This window comes from Streptomyces polyrhachis (genome assembly GCF_042663125.1).
Lineage (GTDB): Bacteria > Actinomycetota > Actinomycetes > Streptomycetales > Streptomycetaceae > Streptomyces > Streptomyces polyrhachii.
This window is the reverse complement of the sequence record NZ_JBHSZO010000008.1, coordinates 146,908-169,479: the sequence shown is the minus strand read 5'-3', so window position 1 is coordinate 169,479 and position 22,572 is coordinate 146,908. Positions and strand designations below refer to the sequence as shown.

The following is a 22,572-nucleotide window of genomic DNA, read 5'->3' as shown; positions in this document are numbered from 1 at the left end:
GGGGTACGGGCCCACGTGGCGCCCGTACCCCCGCCCCCTGCCTACCGGTCCCGCCCCGCCGCCCCCTGCTCGGCCTGCCTGCGTGCCACGTACGCCGCGGCCTGCGAGCGGCGCTCCATGCCCAGCTTCGACAGCAGCGACGAGACGTAGTTCTTGATCGTCTTCTCGGCCAGGTGCAGCTGCTCGCCGATCCCCCGGTTGGTCATGCCCTCGCCGATCAGGTCGAGGATGCGGCGCTCCTGCTCGGTGAGCGCGGCCAGCTTGTCGTCCTCCTTGGCCCGCCCCCCGTCGCGCAGCCGCTCCAGCACCTGGGCGGTGGCCACCGGGTCCAGCAGCGACTTGCCCGCCGAGACGTCGCGCACCGCCGTCAGCAGCTCGTTGCCCCGGATGGCCTTGAGGACGTAGCCCGAGGCGCCGGCCATGATGGCGTCGAAGAGGGCCTCGTCGTCGGGGAAGGACGTCAGCATCAGGCACTTGATGCCGGGGTCCTGGGAGCGGATCTCGCGGCAGACCTCGACCCCGCTGCCGTCGGGCAGCCGTACGTCCAGCACGGCCACGTCCGGGCGGACGGCCGGGATGCGCACCAGGGCGTCCGCGGCCGTGCCCGCCTCGCCCACGACCTCGATGTCCGCCTCCGCGGAGAGCATCTGGTGCACCCCGCGGCGCACCACCTCGTGGTCGTCCAGGAGGAAGACCCGGATCGGGCGGCCAATGTCTGACTTATCGCTTCTGCCGTCTTCGTCCACTCGGTCAGTCTCACATATTGGGTCTTCCGGTGCCCCCGTACTCCGGGTTACGGTGCCCCTGTCCGGCACCGTTGGCGGGCCCGTGACCCGGTGGTCGGCTGGTTGGATGCGCCGATCCGCGATTTACTTGGATTTCCAAGCAAAATCGCTGGTCAGATGCTGCTTCAGAGTGATTAGCGCGAGTAGCTGCGACTGGGTAACGTGCTGCCGAAGCAGTTGCCGGGCGCCTGTCACATCCGGTCCGTACGCAGGCGCACCCACCCCGTGCGCCCGAAGGGATCCGGGTGAGCCGCCTCCCGGCCGCCGGCCGGGAGTCCCCAGGCCACCGGCGACCCCGGGGGCCGGAGAGACGTCAGGAGCACACCGTGACCGTGGAGAGCACTGCCGCGCGCAAACCGCGCCGCAGCACCAAGCGCGCAAGCGCTGCGGCCAAAGCGAGCCCCCAGTCGAGCACCGCCGGCGCCGAGCCCCAGCTCGTCCAGCTGCTGACCCCCGAGGGCGAGCGCGTCGAGCACCCCGAGTACGCCATCGACCTCAGCGCCGACGAGCTGCGCGCGCTGTACCGGGACATGGTGCTCACCCGCCGCTTCGACGCGGAGGCCGTCACCCTGCAGCGCCAGGGCGAGCTGGGCCTGTGGCCCTCGCTGCTGGGCCAGGAGGCCGCCCAGATCGGCTCGGGCCGCGCCCTGCGCGACGACGACTACGTCTTCCCGACCTACCGCGAGCACGGCGTCGCCTGGTGCCGCGGGGTCCCGCCGGAGTCGCTGCTGGGCATGTTCCGCGGCGTCAACCACGGCGGCTGGGACCCGGGCGCCAACAACTTCCACCTCTACACGATCGTCATCGGCTCCCAGGCGCTGCACGCCACCGGCTACGCGATGGGCATCGCCAAGGACGGCGCCGACTCCGCCGTCATCGCCTACTTCGGCGACGGCGCCTCCAGCCAGGGCGACGTGAACGAGGCGTTCACCTTCTCGGCGGTCTACAACGCCCCGGTCGTCTTCTTCTGCCAGAACAACCAGTGGGCGATCTCCGAGCCCACCGAGAAGCAGTCCCGGGTGCCGATCTACCAGCGCGCCTCCGGCTTCGGCTTCCCCGGCGTGCGCGTCGACGGCAACGACGTGCTGGCCGTGCTGGCCGTGACCCGCGCGGCCCTGGAGCACGCCCGCTCGGGCCAGGGTCCGATGCTGGTCGAGGCGTTCACGTACCGCATGGGCGCGCACACCACCTCCGACGACCCGACGCGCTACCGCGACGACGAGGAGCGCAAGTCCTGGGAGGCGAAGGACCCGATCCTGCGGTTGCGCCGGTACCTGGAGAACGAGGGTCTGGCGGACGCCGCCTTCTTCGAGTCGCTGGAGGCCGAGTCGGAGACGACCGGGCGCCGGGTGCGCGAGGCCATCCGCTCGATGACCGACCCGGACGACATGACGATCTTCGAGAACATCTACGCCGACGGCCACGCGCTGGTCGACGAGGAGCGCGCGCAGTACGCGGCCTACCGGGCCGGCTTCGCGGACGAGGCTCCTGCTGGAGAGGTGAAGTGACCATGGCAGTGGAGAAGCTGGCCCTGGGGAAGGCGATCACCGCCTCCCTGCGCAAGGCCATGGAGGACGACGCCAAGGTCCTGGTCATGGGCGAGGACGTCGGAAAGCTCGGCGGCGTCTTCCGCATCACCGACGGTCTGCAGAAGGACTTCGGCGAGGACCGCGTCATCGACACCCCCCTCGCGGAGTCCGGCATCGTCGGCACCGCGATCGGCCTGGCGCTGCGCGGCTACCGCCCCGTGGTGGAGATCCAGTTCGACGGCTTCGTCTTCCCGGCGTACGACCAGATCGTCACCCAGCTGGCCAAGATGCACGCCCGCGCGCTGGGCAAGGTCAAGATGCCCGTCGTCATCCGCATCCCCTACGGCGGCGGCATCGGCGCGGTGGAGCACCACAGCGAGTCCCCCGAGGCGCTCTTCGCGCACGTGGCCGGACTGAAGTGCGTCTCCCCGTCCAACCCCTCGGACGCCTACTGGATGATGCAGCAGGCCATCGCCTCCGACGACCCGGTGATCTACTTCGAGCCCAAGCGCCGCTACTGGGACAAGGGCGACGTCGACACCGCCGCCCGCCCCCACCCCCTGCACACCGCCCGCGTGGTGCGCGAGGGCGGCGACCTGACCCTGGCCGCGTACGGGCCGATGGTGAAGACCTGCCTGGAGGTCGCCGCGGCGGCCGCCGAGGAGGGACGCGAGCTGGAGGTCGTGGACCTGCGGACGATCTCGCCGATCGACTTCGACACCCTGCAGACCTCGGTGGAGAAGACCCGCCGGCTCATCGTCGTGCACGAGGCGCCGACCTTCTTCGGCTCCGGCGCGGAGATCGCCGCGCGGATCACCGAGCGGTGCTTCTACCACCTGGAGGCGCCCGTCCTGCGGGTCGGCGCCTTCCACGCGCCGTACCCGCCGGCCCGGGTGGAGGAGGAGTACCTCCCCAACCTGGACCGGGTGCTGGACGCCGTCGACCGCGCGCTGGCGTACTGAGACAGGGAGCCATAGGAAATGACGCGCTTCCGCGAGTTCAAGATGCCCGATGTGGGCGAGGGTCTGACCGAGGCCGAGATCCTCAAGTGGTACGTCGCCGTGGGCGACGAGGTGCACGACGGCATGGTCGTCTGCGAGGTCGAGACCGCCAAGGCGGCCGTCGAGCTGCCGATCCCCTTCGACGGCGTGGTCAGGGAGCTGCGCTTCGAGGAGGGTGCGACGGTCGACGTCGGCGCGGCGATCATCACCGTGGACACGCAGCCGGGCGCGGGCGAGGAGCCCGCGGCCGCAGCGGCGCCGGCTGCCGCCGCGCCCGCCGCGACGGATACGGCGCCCGCCCCCGCCAAGCGCGAGCCGGTGCTCGTCGGCTACGGCGTCGCGGAGGGCGCGACCAAGCGCCGCGCCCGCAAGCCGTCCGGTGAGCCGGTGGCCGCCGTCGCGGCGGCGGCGATCCAGGCGGAGATGAACGGCACCTCCGCAACGGCCGTTGCGGCGGCCCCCGTTGCCCCGGCGCCTGCCGGCCCGGCAGCCCCCGCCGACCGGCCGCTCGCCAAGCCGCCGGTGCGCAAGCTGGCCAAGGACCTGGGCCTGGACCTGGCGACCGTGGCGGCCACCGGCCCCGACGGCATCGTCACCCGCGAGGACGTGCACGCCGCCGCCTCGGCCCGTACGGCCGCGGCGGCGCCCGAGCCCGAGCCGGTGGTCGCGGCCGCCCCCGCCCCGGCGGCGGACGCCCGCGAGACCCGTATCCCCGTCAAGGGCGTGCGCAAGATGACCGCCCAGGCCATGGTCGGCAGCGCCTTCACCGCGCCGCACGTCACGGAGTTCATCACCGTCGACGTGACGCGGACGATGAAGCTCGTCGCCGACCTCAAGCAGGACCCCGACATGGCGGGGCTGCGGGTCAACCCCCTGCTCCTCGTCGCCAAGGCCCTCCTGCTGGCCATCAAGCGCCACCCGGAGGTCAACGCCGCCTGGGACGAGGAGCGCCAGGAGATCGTCCTCAAGCACTACGTCAACCTCGGCATCGCGGCGGCCACGCCGCGCGGCCTGATCGTGCCGAACATCAAGGACGCGCACGCCCAGACCCTGCCGGAGCTGTCGAAGTCGCTGAGCGACCTGGTGGCCACCGCCCGCGAGGGGAGGACCACCCCGGCGGACATGTCCGGCGGCACGGTCACGATCACCAACGTCGGCGTCTTCGGCGTCGACACCGGCACGCCCATCCTCAACCCGGGCGAGTCGGCGATCCTGGCCTTCGGCGCGATCCGCCTGCAGCCGTGGGTGCACAAGGGCAGGATCAAGCCCCGCCACGTCACGACCCTGGCCCTCTCCTTCGACCACCGGCTGGTCGACGGCGAACTCGGCTCGAAGGTCCTGGCGGACACGGCGGCGGTCCTGGAGAACCCGAAGCGCCTGATCACCTGGGGCTGAGCCCCGGCAGCGCGTGAACGACGACCGGGCGCGGTGCGCGCCCGGTCGTCGGCGTCCGCGGCCGCTCTCCGGTCCGTACCGGGGCAAGGGTGGCCGAGAGTCCCCCTGTGATCCAACTCCCCTTGACGCACACTGGGTTGTGCCGAAGAACGGACGGGGGCGCAGGTGCGGGAGAGGCCGGGGGAAGCGCAGTCGCAGGAGACCCTGCGGAGGATCGTCGTCCTCCTGGCCCGGGGGAGGACCGACGACCAGATCTCCCGCGAGCTGGCGCTGAGCAAGCGCACCGTGCAGCGCCGTATCGCGCAGCTGATGGAGCTGTACGGCGTCACCAGCCGGTTCGCGCTCGGCTTCGCCCTGGGACGGCGGCGCAGGCCCCCGGCGCAGAGCGCGGGGAGGCGCGATCTGTGTGAGTCCAGGGGCAGTTGATGCCCCTGATTCCCGTGTGGCGGGAAGACGTCAGGGTTCCCCGGGATCACTCCCGTGCGCCGGACACCGATCTAGCGTGTGGATCGGACATGCGTTCCGCACACGAACTCATCGGAGGAACACGGTGCGTATCAAGGGTCTGATAGCCGCGACATCGGTGGCCATGGCGGCCGGGGCCGCCGTCCTCGTCCCGGCGGGCAGTGCCGCCGCGGACGACGGCAGCGCCACCTGCGTCAGCGGAGACGTCTGCATCTACTACAACTCCGGCCCCGCCGGCGCCCATCGGGGCTGGGGCGGCTGGGTCAACAACTACGGCAACGACGGCTACGCCGGCGGCATCGCCTGGCACTACCCGAACAACGGCGCCGGCTACACCCAGGCCATGAAGAACAACGCCGGCTCGGCCGCGAACCTCGACTACGGCTACAAGGCCATCATCTGGGAGAACAGCTTCCCCTACGGCGGCTCCCCCAGCGGCCGGGGCGACGTCCTCAACCCGCGCACCACCTACGAGAAGCTCGGCCTCACCTACAACAACAACGCCTCCCACACCTGGGTCAAGGCGTAGCGGTCCCGCACCACCCCGGCGTGGTGCTCCGCCCATCGGAAGTGGGCGGAGCACCACGCCGGTCATGCTATCCAGCCCGAAAGACCCCCCGGAAAGACCCGTAAAGACCCGTAAAGACCCGTAAAGACCCGTAAAGACCCGTAAAGACCCAGAAAGGCAGCCCATGCAGCTCACCGACGCGCCGGCGGTACGCACCCGCCGGGCCCCCGCCCTGCTGCTCGCCGTGGCGGCGCTCACGGCCCTCACGGCGGGCTGCTCCTCGGACGGCGGCGGGGACGGGGCCAAGAACCCGCTGCCGCAGGGCACTCCCACCACGGTCAGCAGCAAGACCCTGGCCTACCCCGTCGAGCCGTACTTCCTCACCACCGACCAGGCCCGCCGACTGGAGTCGGCCCGGATCCGGCTGATCGAGGACTGCATGGGGCGCTTCGGCTTCGACTACCGCGCCCCGGCCGCCGATCCGGCCGCCGCTGACGGCGCCGACGGTGCGGAGGGCGACCGCAGCCTCGCCGTCAACGGCGCCTTCCGCTACGGACTGACGGACGAGCAGGCCGCCCGTACCCGCGGCTTCCGCAGCGAGCACCCGACGCCGGACAAGCCGGACGCGCCGCAGCTCAGCGAGTCGGAGGAGCTGGTGATGGGCGGCACCGCGCCCCTCACCGCCGACGGGAAGCCCGGCTCGAAGGAGAAGGCGAGCTACCAGGGCCGGGAGATCCCGCCCGGCGGCTGCTTCGGCGAGGCCCAGGTGAAGCTGATGGTCAAGGGCGGCGTCTTCGGCGACATCGAGGCCGCCCGGCGCATCGACGCGGAGAGCATGGCCAAGTCCCGGCTGCGCCCCGAGGTGAAGAAGGCGATCGGCGCCTGGTCGGCCTGCCTCAAGGAGCAGGGCTTCACCAGCGGCGACCCGCTGGACCCGACCGCCGGCGCGAAGGAGTTCCAGACCCCCGCGCCCACCGCGCGCGAGATCAAGCTGGCGACCGCCGACGTGACCTGCAAGAAGCGCACCAACCTGGTGGGCGTCTGGTACGCGGCCGAGGCCCGTATCCAGCAGTCCCTCATCGAGAAGCACGCCGAGGAACTGGACGCGGGCCGCACGGCACACGAGGAGATGCTGACGAAGGCGGCGGAGGTACTGAAGGGGTGAGGGCAGGCCCGCACAAGGGCTGCCCGAGGGGCCGGGCGGCCCCGCCCAAGGGGCGCCGCCCGGCCCTCACCCCACCGGCGACGCGTCCTCGCGGTTCGCCGACTCCGGTTCCTCGCGGGCGAGTTCGCGGCGGGCGCGGCGGCTGAGGCGCTTGGCCTTGCGGCTTGCCCGCTCGTCCTCGGGGAGGCCCGCGGCGCAGGCTGTCACCGGGCGGTTGTCCATCAGCGAGCCCAGGCCCAGGATCGAGGCGATGTCGGGGCGCTCGCCGACGGTCACCGGCAGCTGCACCGAGCGCTGCAGCATCGTCTGGAAGCCGGGCATCGTGGCGTTGCCGCCGGCCAGCACGATCCCGCGTACCCCCACGTCGGCCACCAGGTCGGGCGGGCAGCGGCGCAGCACCGCGCGGATGCCGTCCAGGACGGCCAGCATCGGCATGTCCGCCGCGGCCTGGGCGTCGGCCGCGTCGACCCGTACCTCGCGGACCTCGCCCGTCACCGCGTCCCAGCCGCGTACCGACGCCTGGTGGGCGCCCTCGTCGGCCAGGGCGAGCGACAACTCCCGGTGCACCTGGCGGACATGCTGGGCCGGGACCACCAGTTCGTGCCGGTTGCGCAGGTGCGCGGCCAGTGCGCGGTGCACCGCCGCGCCGCCCGCCATGACCTTCTCCGCCGCCACCACGCTGCCCATGGAGAGCACCGCGATCTGCGTCATCGCCGCCCCGCAGACGACGATCATCATCCCCTCGGCCTCCTCCACCGGCAGCCCGCAGCCCACGCCGGCCGCGATCAGGGTGTCGACCAGCAGCACCTTGCGGGCGCCCAGGGAGGCGAGGGTGTCGATGACGGCCCGCTGGACCAGCGGCTCCGACTCGTGCGGTACGCACGCCGCCGCCCGCAGGTTGGGGTGGAAGCGCCAGGCGCGCCGCACCCGGTGGTCCACGAGCTGCCGCAGCAGCCGCTGCGCCATCTCGATGTCGGTGATCCCCCCGGCGCCCACCGGGCGTACCACCCGGATGTGGTCGGGGGTGCGGCCCGCCATCTGCTCGACCTGGTTGCCGACGGCGACGATCGCGCCGGTGCGGGTGTTGACGGCGGCGGCGGTGGCCTCGTCCACGACGAGGCCGATGTCCCTGAGGTAGACGCGGGTGCGGGAGGCACCCATGTCGACGGCGACGGTGCAGCGCTGGAGCTGTTCAAGGCTGATGGTCACGTCCCCACCCTGCGCCGCCGCGCCGCCGGGCGCTTGCGGGGACTGCCGCATGGCTGACACCGTGCCGCCGGATGGGGGATGCCCGGGGGGTGGGGTGAGGGGTGCCCCGTACTACCCGCTGACCGCGAAGTGCCGCAGTACCGCCTGCCCCAGCTCCTGGTCGCCGTCGAGCTTGACCTGCTCGCCCGCCGCGCCGGGGCGCAGCCGGCCGCAGGCCAGCAGGTGGTACGTCTCCCAGTCGGTGCTGAGGGTCACCGTCGGCGCCAGCGACACCCGCCCGTCGACGCTGCCCCGGCCCTCGGCGTCCACCCGGACCGTGCGCATGAAGTCGACCGGGCCCGTGACGTCGACGACGACCACCGTCTCGGGCGGGGCGCCCGCGCCCTCGGTGACGACGGCGGGCAGCCGCTCCAGCAGCACGTCGCGCGCGTGGTGGGCGCCGGGGCCGTCGAGGGCGCCGGGGCGGCCCAGGACGCGGCGCAGGTCCTGCTCGTGCACCCACACGTCGAAGGCCCGCTCGCGCAGCTGCTCGCGCAGGGTGGTCATCCGGCCGAGCGGGCCGCGCACGGTCGCCTCCGGGTCGCGCTTCTCGTCGCGCAGCTGGCGGCCGCGGCGGATCAGGGTGTACTCCAGCTCGCCGGTCATCTCCGGGGAGGTGTGGTGGCGGCGGACGTCGACCTGGATCTCGTTGTAGCGGGCCCGCTCGGTCCGCACGTGGTAGAGGTCCACCGGCAGGCTGTGGATGGGCCGGGGGTCGCCGAGCGCCTCGCACTCGCCGCCGATGACGTGGGAGACGAGGTCCTTGACCGACCAGCCGGGCAGACCGCTGGGCTGGTTCCACTCGCCCTCCGTCAGGGGCGAGACCAGCTCGGCTATCGCCTCCGCCGACTGGGTCCAGGCTTCGATGGACGGCTGAAGACTCGGGTGGACGGTCACAGGGCCCCTCAGGAGAACTTGATCTTGCACAAAGCAGGTGGGGAAGCGGGAATGGCCTCTAAGTTACGCTGCCCGAACGGCGGTCGGCACTCCTTTCGGGCGACGATCGCAGGTCCGTAATCAGGGCTTGACCCAAGGGATGGTGAGGACGTGCGCGTCTCGCTCCTCCAGATCGACGTAGACCCGCAGGAATCCCCCCAATCGCGCCGCGGGCGGGTGGCGGCGCTGGTCGGGGGGCAGGCGGGCGCGGACCTCGTGGTGCTGCCGGAGCTGTGGCCCGTCGGAGCCTTCGCCTTCGACGACTTCGAGGCGTCGGCGGAGTCGCGTACGGACGGCCCGACGGCGCGCGCGATGTCGGAGGCGGCGCGGTCGGCGGGGGTGTGGCTGCACGCGGGGTCGATCGTGGAACGGGCGCCGGACGGCGGGCTGTTCAACACCTCGCTGCTCTTCGCCCCCGACGGCGAACTCGCCGCGTACTACCGCAAGGTGCACCGCTTCGGCTTCGACCGGGGCGAGGCGGTGCTGATGTCACCGGGCGAGGAGGCGGTCACGTTCGCGGCGGCGGACACGGTGCTGGGCCTGGCGACCTGCTACGACCTGCGCTTCCCCGAGCTGTTCCGCCTGCTGGTCGACGGCGGCGCGCAGGTGCTGGTGGTCCCGGCGGGCTGGCCCGCCAGACGCGGCGCGCACTGGCGGGCGCTGGCGGTGGCCCGCGCGATCGAGAACCAGGCGTACGTCCTGGCCTGCGGCACGGCGGGCACCCACGCGGGCGTCGAGCAGAACGGCCACTCGCTGGTGGTCGCCCCGGACGGCGCGGTCCTGGCGGAGGCGGGCCCCGGCGAGGAGGCCCTGACGGCGGTGCTGGACCTGCCGGCACTGGCGGAGTACCGCGAATCCTTCCCGGCGTTGAAGGACCGGAGGCTGGACGCGGGGCGGGCGCAGGGCCGCTGAGGTGCGCTCCGACACCGGAGTGTGACCTCTTCGCGGGCAGGAACAACTCCTGTTATACGCATTGATGTTCTAGCATCCGTCCCATGACTGACGGTACGGACCGCCCCGCGGGGAATGGCAGCGGCATACCCGAGCCGAGGGACTACCAGCCCACGATCCCTTCGGGCACACCCATGGGATCGGTGCCGGGAAGCGGGTTCGGCTCACCGTCGGGCGGGGGCGGGCAGCAGCCCGGGAGCGCCGACTGGCCCACCTCGATGGGTGGTCCGGCCGGGCCGTCCTTCCCGCTCCCGTCGCAGCCGGACTGGCAGTCCCTGGCGAACCAGCACGAGGGCCGGATGCGCCGGCGCAAGTGGCGGATCACGGCGGTCGTCGTGGTCGCGGCCTGCGCGCTGGGCGCCGGCGTGGGGTTCGCGGTGCTCAAGGGCGTGGGCGGCGGTGATGAGCCGAAGAGCGGCCCCTCCGCCGGCGCCTCGGCCACGACGGGGGGCAAGGGCGACGGCACGGCGGCCGGGAAGGAGAAGGAGAAGGAGAAGAACTCCCCGCTGGTCCCGGGCGAGGCGAACCTGCTCGCGGACAAGTCCGGTCAGTCGCATCTCGCGCTCGGCCCCGACGCTTTGGTGACCAAGGTCCCCAACGGCCATGTGCTGAGGCTGCGCAGCAACCCCAACTCCTTCGCCCAGTCCGCCGATCAGCTGGTCGACGTGCGCGGGAGCTTCACCGTGTCCGCCTGGGTGCAGAACGAGGCCCCCGGCGGCACCCGGGTGGCCATCAGCCAGGGCGACGGCGTCTCGTACTCCTTCGAGCTCGGGCGCGAGGACGACCACGGCAAGCTGTCGTGGTTCTTCCGGGTGCAGAACGGCGACAAGGGAGCCGACTCCACCACGGTGAAGGTCAACTCCAAGGGTGCGAACACCGTCAACACCTGGGCGCTGCTGACCGCCGTCCACGACGCCGGGAAGAAGTCCGTCACCCTCTACGTGGACGGGAAGCCGGCCGCGACGGCCAAGACGTCCGCCGTCTGGTCGGGGCCGGGACCGCTGCAGGTGGGGCGCTCCCGCCACCACTCGATCTGGGGCAGCCCGTGGGCGGGTGTGCTGGGCCACGTCATGGTCTGGGACACCGCGCTCAGCGCGGAGCAGGCGGCGGCGTTGAAGAAGGGGTCGGGGCTCACCGAGGACCCGTCGGCGTCCTGGCTGATCGGCTGACCGTCGTACTGACCGCTGTGCCGGACGTCGTGCTGGACCTCGTGCTGGACCTCGTGCTGACGAAGGCAACGCTGTCTCATCGAAAGCCACTTACGGATCAGTAACGAAGAATCGTGCCGTAAGCATTCATCGACTACAGTCACTTCCGTCTCGGTATCGCTCGAACAAGTGAATATCGAACGAAAGCGCTGCGGACCATGTGACGACCACTGCACCTGCCCCGGCCGACCGCCCCCGCAGAGGAGGGTCGGAAGGTGCGGTGGTGCGTGGACCTGCGCGCTGTGTGACCGGCAACGACCAACTCCCGGGGGGAAGCAGTGCCTTCGCTGTCGATCGTCATCCCTGCCCTCAACGAGGCGCCCAACCTGCCCCAGGTGATGGACTCCGTCCCCCTGGACGAGCTGAAGCGGGCCGGGTGGGAGACCGAGGTGATCGTGGTCGACAACGCCTCGACCGACGACACCGCCGAGGTCGCCCGACTGCTGGGCGCCCGGGTGGTGAGCCAGCCCGAGCGCGGCTACGGAAACGCCTACCAGGCCGGCTTCGACGCGGCCCGCGGCGACGTCATTGCCACCGGAGACGCCGACTGCACGTATCCCTTCGACTCGCTGCCCGAGCTGCTGGGCGCGCTGGTCGAGCGGGACATCGAGTTCATGACCACCGACCGGCTGCACCGCGACAACCGCGACGCGATGAAGCCCTCGCACACCCTCGCCAACCACGCGCTGAGCGCGCTGAGCCGGGCGCTGTTCCGCAACGGCCTGCGCGACTCCCAGTCCGGTATGTGGATCTTCCGCCGCCATGTGTGGCACGGCATCGACGTGCGCTCCGCGGGGATGGCCTTCTCCCAGGAGATCAAGAACGCCGCCACGCGGGCCGGTTACCGTTTCGCGGAAGTGCCCATCGAGTACCGCAAGCGGCACGGCGAGGTGAAGCTGCGCGCGCTGCCCGACGGGATGGCCAATCTGCGCCAGCTCTTCGCGCACCGCTTCCGCCGGGACGCCGAGGGGCCGGACGAGGCCGCGGAGCCGGCCGGTATCGTGCGGTCCGACGGGGCCGGGCAGCCGCAGTCGGGCGCGTTCGTCCCCGGACAGCGGACCGGGGAGCCGCACTCGGCGAAGTCCCCGCGGAAGACGGACCGTTACGAGGCGGTATGAGTCCAAGGCTCGACGAGGAGGCCCCCCGCAGGGCGCGCGGCGCACCGCCGCGGGGTGGCCGCCGCCGCCGTGAGCCGCGGATGCACGAGCGGCTGCCGCTGATCGCGGCGGCCGTGGCACTGGTGGCGGCGCTGGCCGCCGCCGGCTGGTTCGTACCGTCCGTACGCGAGGTGCTGGCGCAGTCCTTCACCCGCCAGCCGGAGCCGTACACCGAGCTCTACTTCACCAAGGACCCGCACTTCGACGGCACCACGGTCGTGGTGCCGCTCGCGGTCAACGACCACGGCACCGGGGTGCGGACGCACCGGGTGACCGTCACGCTGGAGACCGCGAAGGGCAGGGCGGTCGGGTCCACCACCCTGCGGGTCAAGCCCCACCGGGGCGCCCCGGTGGGGGCGACCGCCCGGCTCGACACGAAGGGGAAGGCCGAGGCGGCCATGGTGCGGGTGGCGCTGGCCGGCTTCGCGCAGACCCTGCAGTACAGCTTGGGAGCAGCTACCCGCTGATGCGCACGATCTACCAGATAACCCCGTACTACCCGCCCCACCTGGGCGGCCTGGAGCGCGTGGTGTCCCACCTCGCCGCCCAGCAGGCCGCGGCGGGCCACGACGTGCGGGTGCTGACCACGGACATCGGCGCCGGCTCCGCGCCCCGCCGCGACCGCGGGGGTCCGCTGCGCGTGCGCCGCCACCGCGCGGTGGAGGTGGCGCACACCCCGCTCGCCCCTGGCCTGCTCGGCTCGCTGCTGAGGGCGCCGCGCGGCGCCGTGCTGCACCTGCACTCCGCGCACGCCGTGCTGCCCGAACTGGTGGCGCTGAGCGCGCTGCTCAAGCGGCGGCGCTTCCTGCTCCACTTCCATCTCGACGTCGACGCCTCGGGCCGCTTCGGCCGGCTGCTTCCCGCGTACAAGAAGCACGTCTTCGGCCGGGTGCTGCGGGCCGCGGCGGGCGTGATCGTCCTCAACGCCGCCCAGGGCGACTTCGTGCACCGCGCCTACCGGGTGGCGCGCGAGCGGATCCACCTCGTGCCCAACGGCGTCTCCAGCAGCTACTTCCGGCCGGTGCGGCCCGATCCGCAGCACCCGCTGCGGCTGCTGTACGTCGGCAGGCTCAGCGTGCAGAAGAACGTCGGCCGGCTGCTGGAGGCGATGAGCCTGCTGACGCGGCCGGTGGAGCTGCGCATCGTCGGGGACGGCGAGCTGCGCCCGGAGCTGGAGGCGCAGGCGGCCCGACTGGGGCTGGCGGGCGTCGAGTTCGCCGGGCCGCTCTTCGGGGACGAGCTCGTGCGGGCCTACGCCGAGGCCGACGCCTTCGTACTGGCGTCGGACAAGGAGGGCATGCCGCTGGTCGTGCTGGAGGCGATGGCGGCCGCGCTGCCCGTGGTGGCCACCGACGTCCCCGGCACCCGCGAACTGCTCGACGGGGTGGGCCTGCTCGCCGCCCCCGACCCCGCGCCGCTCGCCGCGGCCGTGGACCGCCTCGCCGCCGAACCGGGGCTCCGCCGCGAGCTGGCCGGGCGCAGCGCCGCCGCGGCGCGCGCCTACACCTGGGAGACCGTGGCGGCGCAGGTGGAGAAGGTCTACGCCGAGGCCGGCGTATGAGCCGACCCTCCGTGCTCGCGGGACGAAACGCCGTCCTCGCGGGCACCGCACTGGCATGCCTGGCCGAGATGCCGGACGGCATGCCCTGGGCGCCGCGGACGGCCGCCGGACTGTGGTTGCTCTTCGTGGCGCCGACCCTGATCTGGCGCGGCACCGCCGCCAAGGTGGTCGCCAGCCGGACCGGCAGCCTCCTGCTCGCGCTCGGCTTCACCGTCCTCACGGCGATACTCGTGGCGCTCGCGGTGAACACCCTGCTCCCCCTGGGCGGGATCGAACGGCCGCTCACCCGCGTCAGCCTGGCCGGCGCCCAGGCGATGGTGCTGATCGTGCTCGGCGCCCTCCTGCCGGAGGAGGAGCGCCCGCCGACCGGCGGGGGGCGAGGCCGGCCGCCCGGACTCGTCCCGGTGCTGAGCCTGGGCGCACTCGCCCTGACCCTGTCCGTGGCCGGTCCCGTCCGGCTCAACAACGGTCTGGGCGGCGGGGTGAGCACCGTCGCGTTCCTGCTGGTCGCGGCCCTGCTGGTGCTGCTGATCGCCAAACGGCGGCAGTACCCGGCCGGGGTGGTCGAGACCGGGCTGTACGCCGCGGCCGCCGCCCTGCTGCTGCTCACCTCGCTGCGCGGCTGGCACATCACCGGCCACGATGTCCAGCGCGAGTACGAGTACTTCCGGCTGACGCTCGGCGGCGACTACTGGGACATCGCCAAGTTCCCCGACCCGTACAACGCCTGTCTGAGCATCACGCTGCTGCCGGTGAGCGTGGTGAAGCTGACCGCGATCCCCGAGATCCACGTCTTCAAGGTCGTCCTGCCGCTGCTGTTCGCCTTCACCCCGGTGCTGGTCCACCGGTCGGTGCGCAACATCGCGCCGCCGCTGGTGGCACTGCTGGCGGCCGCCTACTTCATGATCTTCCCGACCTTCTTCACCGACATGGTCTTCCTCGGCCGGCAGGAGATCGCCTTCCTGCTCTTCGGCTGCGCCATGCTCGTGTTCACCGACTCGGTACGCCCCATCCGCGGCCGGCGGATCGCGTTCACCGCGCTGATCGCCGCCACCGCGCTGGCCCACTACTCGACGATCTACGTGGTGGTGGCGACCCTCGGCATCACCTGGGTCGTCGACCTGCTGTGGCGGGGGGTCACCCCGCAGGCGCGGGCCAGGGCGCGGCGCCGGTTCCGTACCCGCAGCTTCATCAGCTGGTGGATGGTCGTCATCCCCGCGGTGGCCGCGCTCGGTTGGGCGGGGCCCGTCACCCACACCGGCGGCCAGCTGGGCAAGACCCTGGGTGCCGTCGTCACCGACGTGCTCGGCCCCGGTCAGGGGCAGGGCGGCTCGTCCGACACCTCGTACAGCCTCTTCGGCGGCGAGAAGGCCAGCCCGGAGGAGCGACTCGGGGACTTCCGCCGCGAATCACTGGAACTCACGAAGCGGGAACGCGCCGAGGGAATCTACCTGCCGCTCAAGGCCGTCGAGCGCTACCACCCGCAGGTCGCCACCCAGCCCGATCTGCCGCTGACCGCGGCCGGGCGGGCGCTGGAGCTCGCCGGGGTGAGCGTGAGCGGCCTCAACACCCTGCTGCGCCAGGGCGCCGCGCTGCTGCTGCAGGTGCTGGTGCTCGTCGGCTTCGCGGTGACCGCCTTCGCCCGGCGCAAGGCGTTCCATCCGCTGCGCGACCAGATCACGCTGACCATCGGCGCCCTGAGCGTGCTGATGCTGCTCACCGTGCTGCCCCAGCTCTCCGTCGACTACGGCGTCCTGCGGGCCTTCCAGCAGGGGATGTTCGTCTTCGCCCCGTTCATGGCCGCGGGCACGCTGTGGCTGCTGCGCTGGGCGGCCCGGCGCAGCGTGCCGCTGGTGTGCGCGCTGGTGGCGGGACTGCTGCTGGACCTCTCCGGGACGGTCCCCAAGGCACTCGGGGGCTATCCGGCGCAGCTGCAGCTGGACAACGCCGGCATGTACTACGACGTCTACTACCCGCACGCCGCGGAACGGCAGGCCGCGTTCTGGCTGGAGCAGCAGAGCAGCCGGCACGGGCGGGACGGCGCCCTGCAGACCGACCGCTACTCCTACGCCCGGCTGCAGACCCTGATCGAGGGCTACGCGCAGCCCGACATCTACCCCACGCTGCTGCGCAGCGACTCCTACGTACTGCTCGGCACGACCACCGTGCGGCGGGGCGACGTGACGATCTTCTACCGGGGAGACCTGATCACCTACCGCTACCCGGTCGAGCTGCTGAAGAAGACCAAGAACCGGATCTACAGCAGCGAAGGCGCGGCGATCTACCGATGACCCCCCCTCCCGACGCCCTCCCCCGCGTCCTGCTGGTCTGCCACTACTACCCCCCGCACCTCGGCGGCATCGAGAACGTCGTCCGCGAGGAGGCCGTCCGCCTCGCCGCCCGCGGTGCGCAGGTCACGGTGCTGACCACCGGCGAGCGGACCTCCGTCACCCGGGAGGACGGCGTACGGGTGGTCCGCGTCGCCGCGTTCAACGGAGCCGAACGACGCGCCGGCGTGCCCTTCCCGCTGCCCTCGCCCCGGCTGGCGGCCCAGGCCCTGCGCCTGGCCCGGCAGGCGGACGTGGTGCACATCCACGACTGCCTGTACCCCACCTCCTGGGCCGCGGGACTGGCCGCCGCCCTCACCGGCACCCCCCACCTGCTCACCCAGCACGTGGCCCTGGTCCAGCACCCCTTTGCACTGGTCCGCGGCGTGCAGCGGGCGGTGTACGCCACGGCCGGGCGGCTGCTGCTGCGCCGGGCCCGCCGGGTGCTGACGCTCAACGCCTCGGTGGCGGCCTTCGTCCGGCGCCACGGGGCGCGGACCCCGGGCCACCTCGCCAACGGGGTGGACACCGTGCGCTTCCGGCCGCCCGCCGACGAGGGGGAGCGGGCCGCCGCGCGCCGGCGCCACGGCCTCCCGGCGGCCGGGGTGCTGGTGCTCTTCGCCGGCCGGCTGGTGCCGAAGAAGGGGTACGACCTGCTGCTCCAGGCGTACGAACCGGGCGCCGGCTACGAGCTGGTGCTGGCCGGAGACGGCGGCGCCCTTTTCGACGAAGGCCCCGACAAGCGCCCCGGCGTGCACGCCCTGGGCGCGCTGCCGGCCGCCGAACTGGCCGAGGTGTACCGCGCCTGCGACGTGTTCGCGCTGCCCTCGACCGGGGAGGGGTTCCCGCTCACGGTGCAGGAGGCGATGGCCTCGGGGCTGCCCGTGGTGACGACCGACGACCCCGGCTACGCCCCGTACCGACTCGACCGCTCGCGCACCGTGCTGCTGCCGCGCGAGACGGCCGTACTGCGCCGGGCGCTGGCGGAGTTGGCCGCGGACGGAGACCGGCGCCTCCGCATGGGCGACTATTCTCGAACGTACGCCGCGACGGCGTTCGATTGGGAGGAGCATGTGGACGCGCTGCTGGGGCACTACCAAGAAGCCCGCCGCGGACATGGCTAGTGGGCACGCCGGCCGCCATCGACAGCTCAGGAGCGGGCCCGACCAGGTCTTCGTCAGCTCCTTCTTCCTCCTGGCGTCGACCGTCGTCACCGCCGGCCTCAGCTTCCTCTTCTGGGTCGTCGTCGCGCGCTACTACAGTCCCGAGCAGGTGGGCCTGGCCACCTCCCTCATCTCCGCCACGACCCTGCTGGCGTTCCTCAGCCTGGCGGGGCTCAACAGCACACTGATCCGCTTCCCCGCGCCCGAGCCCTCCCGCGACGCGCAGATCACCCAGTCGATGCTGCTGGTCGCCGTGCTCGCCTGCGCCGCCGCCGGCGTCTACCTGCTGGGACTCCCGCTCTACGGGCAGAAACTGCTGTTCATCCGGGAGGACCCCGCCTGGATCGCCGCCTTCGTGCTGTTCTGCGCCTGCGCGGCGGTCAACCTGCTGATGAAGTCCGTCTTCATCGCGGCCCGCACCCCCCAGTTCAACGTGCTCTCCGACGGCCTGCTCCAGGGCGCCGCCAAGCTCGCCCTCCCGGCGGCGCTGACCGGACTGGGCACCGCCGGGATCCTGGGCTCGGCGGGCGGCGGCTTCGTGGTCGCCGTGGTCAGCATGCTGCTGCTGATGCGGGCGAAACTGGGCTTCCGCCTCGACTTCCTCGGGCGCGGCACCCGGCTGCGCGAGCAACTGCGCTTCTCGGTCGCCAGCCATGTCTCCAGCGTGGTCAACCTGGCGCCGGTGATGGCGCTGCCGCTGATCGTCCTGCACTACCTGGGCGCGGCGCAGGCCGGCTACTACTTCATCGCCTTCCAGATAGCCAGCCTGCTCAACGCGGTCTCCGCGGCCGTGGGCGAGGCGATCTTCGCCGAGGTCTCGGCCGACCCCTCGCGGTTCGGCGAGATGATGCGCCGCAGCGCCAAGATCATCGCGGTGGTGCAGGTGCCGGCCGTCACCGCCGTCGCCCTCGGCGGCGGTCTGCTGCTGAAGGTCTTCGGCGGCAGCTACGCCGACAGCGCCCGCGACCTGCTGTGCGTACTGGCGCTGAGCGCCCTGGCCGTCGCGCTCAACACCTGGGCCTGCTTCGCCCTGAAGCTGCTGCGCCGGATGAAGCGGCTGATCCTCAGCAACCTAGTCCTGGCCGCGGTCTCCGTGGGTCTGGCCGTGCTCTGGACCCCGCGCGGACTGCTCTGGGTCGGTCTCGCCTGGGGAGCGGGCAACCTGGCCGCCGGCTGCCTCGCCTCGCTCTCGCTGCTCGGCAGCCGGCCCTCCCCCGCAGCGGCGGCCCCCGCCGCCCCGTCAGGGCCCACCGGGCACACAGGGCCCGTCGTGCCCGCGCCCGCCGGGGACGGCGACTGGCTGGCACGGCGGCTGGCGGAGGACGACCCCACCCTGCAACTCGGCCCCTGGGACCTGGGTCCGCTGCGCGACGTCTACCACGGCGCCGCCGCCCCGCGGCCGCGCGAGCCCTGGAAGCCGCCCACCTGGGCCGCACACCACTACGACGAGAGGCCCAAGAGGCGCCGCCGATGAAGAAGATCGTCATCATCAACAGCTACGTACGGGAGAACGGCGGCGACGCGGCCCTGACGTCGGTGTGCCTGCGCCAGATACGCGAGGCGTACCCCGGCGCCGAGGTCGTCATCGCCGGCATGGAGGACGCCGCGGCGCGCCCCGACTTCGAGGGCGCGCCCAACCTCGGCTCCATCCGCCGCTACGTCGCCACCTCCGACATCCCCTTCCTGCGGCGGCAGTCGCGCCGCGTCCTGATCGGACTGCTCTGCGCCGCCGCCCTGGCCGCGCCCCGCCCGCTCGGCCGGCTGCTGCTGCGGCTGCTGCCCGCCGAGCCGCGCCGGGAGGCCGAGGCCCTGGCCTCGGCCGACCTGGTGGTCTCCACCGGCGGCGCCTACGTCCTGGCCCGCAAGGGCCTCGACGGCTACCAGAACGTGTACTTCGTCCTGCTGCCCGCCCTGCTCGCCCAGCGGGCGGGCGTCCCGGTGGTCTTCGCCCCGCAGTCCTTCGGCCCCTTCCCCGCCCGCGTCCAGCGGCTCCTGGTCCGCCGGGTGCTCGGCCGGGCGGCGGCGGTGCTCGCCCGGGAGGACGTGAGCGTGGCGCAGCTGCGCGGCTGCGGACTGCCCGCGGAGCGGATCCAGCGGGCCGTCGACTCCGGCTTCGCCTTCGAACCGCCGGTCACCTCCGACTGGCGCGCCCGGCTCGGCCTCGCCGCGGACGTGCCCCTGGTCGGCGTCACCGCCCGCCGCTGGCTCGCGCCCGCGGCCCAGGAGCGCTACGAGCGCGCCGTCGCCGCGACCATCGACGACCTGCAGGCACGCGGCGCCCGCGTCGTCCTGATCCCCCAGGTCAGCACGGACTACATGGACGACGACGACCGCATCGTGGAGCGCCGCATCGCCGACCACTGCGCCTCCGGCCCCCTGCGGCTCGACGAGCGGGTGGACTACCGCGACCTCAAGGGCCTCTACCACCAGTGCCGGATGCTGATCGGCACCCGCTTCCACTCGGTGATCTTCGCGCTGACCAGCGGGGTGCCGTGCGTGGCCATCGAGTACGAGCACAAGACCCGCGGCATCATGGCCGACCTGGGCCTGGGGGAGTGGGTCATCCCGATCGAGGACGTCACCCACGGCAGGCTGCGGGCACTGGCGGAGCGGCTGTACGAGGACCCCTCCGGCTACCGGGCGACGATGGCGGAGCGGCTGCCGGCGTACACGGCGGACGCGGAGCGCTTCCCCGCACTGCTGCGCGCGGCCGTGCCCCCCGTCCGGCCGCGTACGGTGGCGATCGTCTCGGCGTACTACCCGCCCAAGGTCGGAGGCGTCGAGAACTACGCCGCCCACCTGGCCCGCGCCGTCGCCGCCGCGCCGGACCTGCGCCCGGTGGTCATCACCACCCGGCCGGGCGTGCGCACCCGGGTGTCCACCGAGGACGGGGTGCGGGTCGTCCGGCTCGGCGCGTGGACCAGGCTCTCCAACACTCCGCTCAGCCCGCTGTGGCCGTTCCAGCTCCGCCACTGGCTGCGCCGCACCGGCGCCGAGGTCGTCAACGCGCACGCCCCCGTCCCCGGGCTCGCCGATCTGGCGGCCGCGCTGCCGGGGCGGGGCCGTCCGTCCGTCCTTACGTACCACGCGGGCTCGATGCACAAGGGCGTCGCCGGAAGCGGTCTCGCCGACCGTCTCATCGGCTTCTACGAACGCCGCGTCCTGCCCCGGGTGTTCGCCCGCTCCACGGCCCTCGTCGCCGTCTGCGAGGGCTCGATGGCCGCCCGCGTCCCGGGCTCCGTGGAGATCACGCCCGGTGTGGACCTGGCCCGCTTCACCCCCGGCGCCCCGCCGTCGACGCGGCCCCGCACGCTGGTCTACGCCGGCCGGATGGACACCACGTCCCCGTGGAAGGGCGTCGACCGGCTCATCCGCGCCTTCGCCCAGCTCGACGACGTACCGGGAATGCGGCTGAAGCTGGTCGGCGGGGGCGACGACCTGAGCCGGCTGCTCGCTCTCGCAGCCGAGTCGGGGGTGCGCGGCCGGGTGGACGCCGTGGGTGAGCTGCACGGCACCGAGATGACCGAGGCGCTGCGCACCGCGGCCGTGCTGGCGCTGCCGTCGCTCACGGACTCGGAGTGCTTCGGGACGATCCTGGCGGAGGCCATGGCCTGCGGTACGCCGGTGATCGCCTCGACGGTCGGCGGCCTCTCGCAGACCACGGGCCGCGGCGAGGCCGGTCTGCTCGTGCCGCCGGACGACCCCTCGGCCCTGGCGGCCGCGGTGCGCGAACTGCTCGCGGACCCGGAGCTGGCCGACCGGCTGGGGGCGGCCGGGCGGGCCCGTGCGGAGGCCCACTACGACTGGCAGACGATCACCGGGCGGTACGTGGAGCTGTTCCGCTCGCTGTAGGAGCGGGGGGCGGCGGGAGGAGCGCGTCCGTCAGTCGCCCTTCTTGTCCAGCGACCGCTCGTACTCCTCGATCGCCCGCTGCAGCGCCTCGTACGACGGTTTGGCCGTCCCGTCGTAGCGCCGCAGGCCGTAGAACCGCGACCTGCTCGACCGCTGGGCCTTCGTACCGGAGTCCTGCTGGGCGAACCAGAACACCGACTCGACGTAGTCGTTGGCCGCCGAGGCGGCCATCGTGTCGGCGGCGATCTCCGCCTGCCGCCGCTCCGTCACGTGGGTGACGCCCTTCAGCGACTCCTTCGACCTGCCGTCCGTGGCGCCGCCGGGCCCGTCCGTCGGCGCCCCGGTCTCGGTGATCCAGATCGGCAGCCGCGGGGTGCCGTGCCGCTGCAGCACGGCCACGAGGTTCTTCTTGGCCGTACTGATCTTCTCGAAGGCCGTACCGAAGTCCGTTCTGGCGCTGGGCAGATGGGGGTACGTGTACGGGTGGTAGCTGATGGCGTCCACGACCTTGTTGCCGCCCCGCCTGGACACGCTCTCGACGAAGTCGAGATCGGAGACGAAGCCCTTGGCCCTGCTGTCGCCGACCACCGCCAGGCCGCCGAAGAGCAGGTACGCGTCCCGGTCCGCGCCGCGGATGGCGCGCGCGGTGACCTTCAGCAGCTCGGCGTACGCCGCCGGATCGGGGTTCGGGAACCAGAACGGCCGGATGTTCTGCTCGTTCCAGATCTCCCAGTAGTGGATGCCCTTGGGCGCGTAGCGCTGCGCGGCGAGTTTGGCGAACGCGGCGAAGGCCTGCGGGTCGGCCGGCGGGCAGGTCGGCTTCGGGCAGCCCGGCTTGCGGGCCCATTCCGGGGTGTAGGCGATCGTGGCCAGGATCTGCAGATCGCGCTCCTGCGCGGCCGCGACCAGCCGGTCGAAGCGGTGCCAGTTGTAGTTGTAGGAGTTCGACGGCTGGATGTTGTTCCAGGACAGGTCGATACGGATCCAGTCGGCGCCCAGCCGCAGGGCGTCGTCCAGCCCGATCGCCAGCTCGTGGTCGGACTTCCAGGTGAGGGTGTCACCGTAGGAGAGGCCGATACGCAGTGCGTGCTGCTTGCCCCGGGGCGCCGCGGCGGGGGCTTTCCCGTCCTCGGCCACGGGCTTCGAGACCGCTCCGGGCTCGTCGAAGGCCAGCACCGTGACGGCGGCCGACAGCAGGAACGCCACCAGCGCGACGCCGAACCGGGTCCGTCGGACTGACTCTCTCACCATGCGCACAGCCTAGTACCGGGCGTATTCGGACCATGTGGCGGTCCGGCCAGCACAGTTGGGACGACCGCGG

The 22,572-nt window shown here is 72.6% G+C and carries 19 protein-coding genes; 15 read left to right on the top strand and 4 right to left on the bottom strand.

Features of this window, described 5'->3' with window-relative positions; genetic code table 11:
* Positions 1-41 precede the first annotated feature (41 nt).
* Complete coding sequence (locus ACFQLX_RS07735) at positions 42-713, bottom strand: response regulator (RefSeq protein ID WP_386413339.1); 672 nt, start codon at positions 711-713, stop codon at positions 42-44.
* Positions 714-1,111: 398 nt separating this feature from the next.
* Between ACFQLX_RS07735 and pdhA the strand changes: the two genes are divergently transcribed.
* The 6 genes from pdhA (at position 1,112) to ACFQLX_RS07705 (ending at position 6,848) form a co-directional block, all read left to right on the top strand.
* Positions 1,112-2,293: a pyruvate dehydrogenase (acetyl-transferring) E1 component subunit alpha gene (pdhA, locus tag ACFQLX_RS07730; RefSeq protein WP_386413314.1), complete on the top strand. Its 1,182-nt coding sequence runs from the start codon at positions 1,112-1,114 to the stop codon at positions 2,291-2,293.
* 2 nt (positions 2,294-2,295) lie between these two features.
* Positions 2,296-3,276, top strand: coding sequence for an alpha-ketoacid dehydrogenase subunit beta (locus ACFQLX_RS07725; protein ID WP_386413313.1), 981 nt, complete (start codon positions 2,296-2,298; stop codon positions 3,274-3,276).
* 18 nt (positions 3,277-3,294) lie between these two features.
* A complete protein-coding gene (locus tag ACFQLX_RS07720; protein WP_386413312.1) occupies positions 3,295-4,710 on the top strand; it encodes a dihydrolipoamide acetyltransferase family protein in 1,416 nt (471 codons plus the stop codon).
* A 165-nt stretch (positions 4,711-4,875) separates the two neighbouring features.
* Positions 4,876-5,136 (top strand): helix-turn-helix domain-containing protein, encoded by a 261-nt coding sequence (locus ACFQLX_RS07715; protein WP_386413311.1) that lies wholly within the window; start codon positions 4,876-4,878, stop codon positions 5,134-5,136.
* A gap of 124 nt (positions 5,137-5,260) precedes the next feature.
* A complete protein-coding gene (locus ACFQLX_RS07710) occupies positions 5,261-5,704 on the top strand; it encodes a hypothetical protein (protein ID WP_386413310.1) in 444 nt (147 codons plus the stop codon).
* 163 nt (positions 5,705-5,867) lie between these two features.
* Complete coding sequence (locus ACFQLX_RS07705) at positions 5,868-6,848, top strand: hypothetical protein (protein ID WP_386413309.1); 981 nt, start codon at positions 5,868-5,870, stop codon at positions 6,846-6,848.
* Between the two features lie 66 nt (positions 6,849-6,914).
* Here ACFQLX_RS07705 and ACFQLX_RS07700 read toward each other — a convergent pair whose 3' ends face one another.
* Together ACFQLX_RS07700 and ACFQLX_RS07695 are read right to left on the bottom strand one after the other, a co-directional pair.
* Positions 6,915-8,057, bottom strand: a complete 1,143-nt coding sequence (locus ACFQLX_RS07700) for a rod shape-determining protein (RefSeq protein ID WP_386413338.1) — start codon at positions 8,055-8,057, stop codon at positions 6,915-6,917.
* Between the two features lie 111 nt (positions 8,058-8,168).
* Positions 8,169-8,993 carry a maleylpyruvate isomerase family mycothiol-dependent enzyme gene (locus tag ACFQLX_RS07695; RefSeq protein WP_386413308.1) on the bottom strand — a complete coding sequence of 275 codons (825 nt, stop codon included), beginning with the start codon at positions 8,991-8,993 and terminating at the stop codon, positions 8,169-8,171.
* 150 nt (positions 8,994-9,143) lie between these two features.
* Here ACFQLX_RS07695 and ACFQLX_RS07690 point away from each other — a divergent pair, with 150 nt between their 5' ends.
* The 9 genes from ACFQLX_RS07690 to ACFQLX_RS07650 all read left to right on the top strand — a co-directional run bounded on the left by ACFQLX_RS07690 (position 9,144) and on the right by ACFQLX_RS07650 (position 21,251).
* Positions 9,144-9,944 carry a carbon-nitrogen family hydrolase gene (locus ACFQLX_RS07690; RefSeq protein WP_386413307.1) on the top strand — a complete coding sequence of 267 codons (801 nt, stop codon included), beginning with the start codon at positions 9,144-9,146 and terminating at the stop codon, positions 9,942-9,944.
* Positions 9,945-10,027: 83 nt separating this feature from the next.
* Positions 10,028-11,152 carry a LamG domain-containing protein gene (locus ACFQLX_RS07685; RefSeq protein ID WP_386413306.1) on the top strand — a complete coding sequence of 375 codons (1,125 nt, stop codon included), beginning with the start codon at positions 10,028-10,030 and terminating at the stop codon, positions 11,150-11,152.
* A gap of 317 nt (positions 11,153-11,469) precedes the next feature.
* Positions 11,470-12,309, top strand: a complete 840-nt coding sequence (locus ACFQLX_RS07680) for a glycosyltransferase family 2 protein (RefSeq protein WP_386413304.1) — start codon at positions 11,470-11,472, stop codon at positions 12,307-12,309.
* Positions 12,306-12,815, top strand: coding sequence for a hypothetical protein (locus ACFQLX_RS07675; RefSeq protein ID WP_386413303.1), 510 nt, complete (start codon positions 12,306-12,308; stop codon positions 12,813-12,815). The genes ACFQLX_RS07680 and ACFQLX_RS07675 overlap by 4 nt, the downstream gene beginning before the upstream one ends.
* Positions 12,815-13,909 (top strand): glycosyltransferase family 4 protein, encoded by a 1,095-nt coding sequence (locus tag ACFQLX_RS07670; RefSeq protein ID WP_386413301.1) that lies wholly within the window; start codon positions 12,815-12,817, stop codon positions 13,907-13,909. The genes ACFQLX_RS07675 and ACFQLX_RS07670 overlap by 1 nt, the downstream gene beginning before the upstream one ends.
* Positions 13,906-16,200, top strand: coding sequence for a DUF2206 domain-containing protein (locus ACFQLX_RS07665; protein ID WP_386413300.1), 2,295 nt, complete (start codon positions 13,906-13,908; stop codon positions 16,198-16,200). The genes ACFQLX_RS07670 and ACFQLX_RS07665 overlap by 4 nt, the downstream gene beginning before the upstream one ends.
* Positions 16,197-17,360: a glycosyltransferase family 4 protein gene (locus tag ACFQLX_RS07660; protein ID WP_386413299.1), complete on the top strand. Its 1,164-nt coding sequence runs from the start codon at positions 16,197-16,199 to the stop codon at positions 17,358-17,360. Before ACFQLX_RS07665 ends, ACFQLX_RS07660 begins: the two co-directional genes overlap by 4 nt.
* Entirely contained in the window at positions 17,353-18,873 is a 1,521-nt protein-coding gene (locus tag ACFQLX_RS07655; protein ID WP_386413298.1) for a lipopolysaccharide biosynthesis protein, read from the top strand. The genes ACFQLX_RS07660 and ACFQLX_RS07655 overlap by 8 nt, the downstream gene beginning before the upstream one ends.
* Positions 18,870-21,251: a glycosyltransferase gene (locus tag ACFQLX_RS07650; protein WP_386413296.1), complete on the top strand. Its 2,382-nt coding sequence runs from the start codon at positions 18,870-18,872 to the stop codon at positions 21,249-21,251. Before ACFQLX_RS07655 ends, ACFQLX_RS07650 begins: the two co-directional genes overlap by 4 nt.
* Before the next feature lie 30 nt (positions 21,252-21,281).
* Here the strand turns inward: ACFQLX_RS07650 and ACFQLX_RS07645 are convergent, their stop codons facing one another.
* Positions 21,282-22,502, bottom strand: coding sequence for a cellulase family glycosylhydrolase (locus ACFQLX_RS07645; RefSeq protein WP_386413295.1), 1,221 nt, complete (start codon positions 22,500-22,502; stop codon positions 21,282-21,284).
* Positions 22,503-22,572 lie beyond the last annotated feature (70 nt).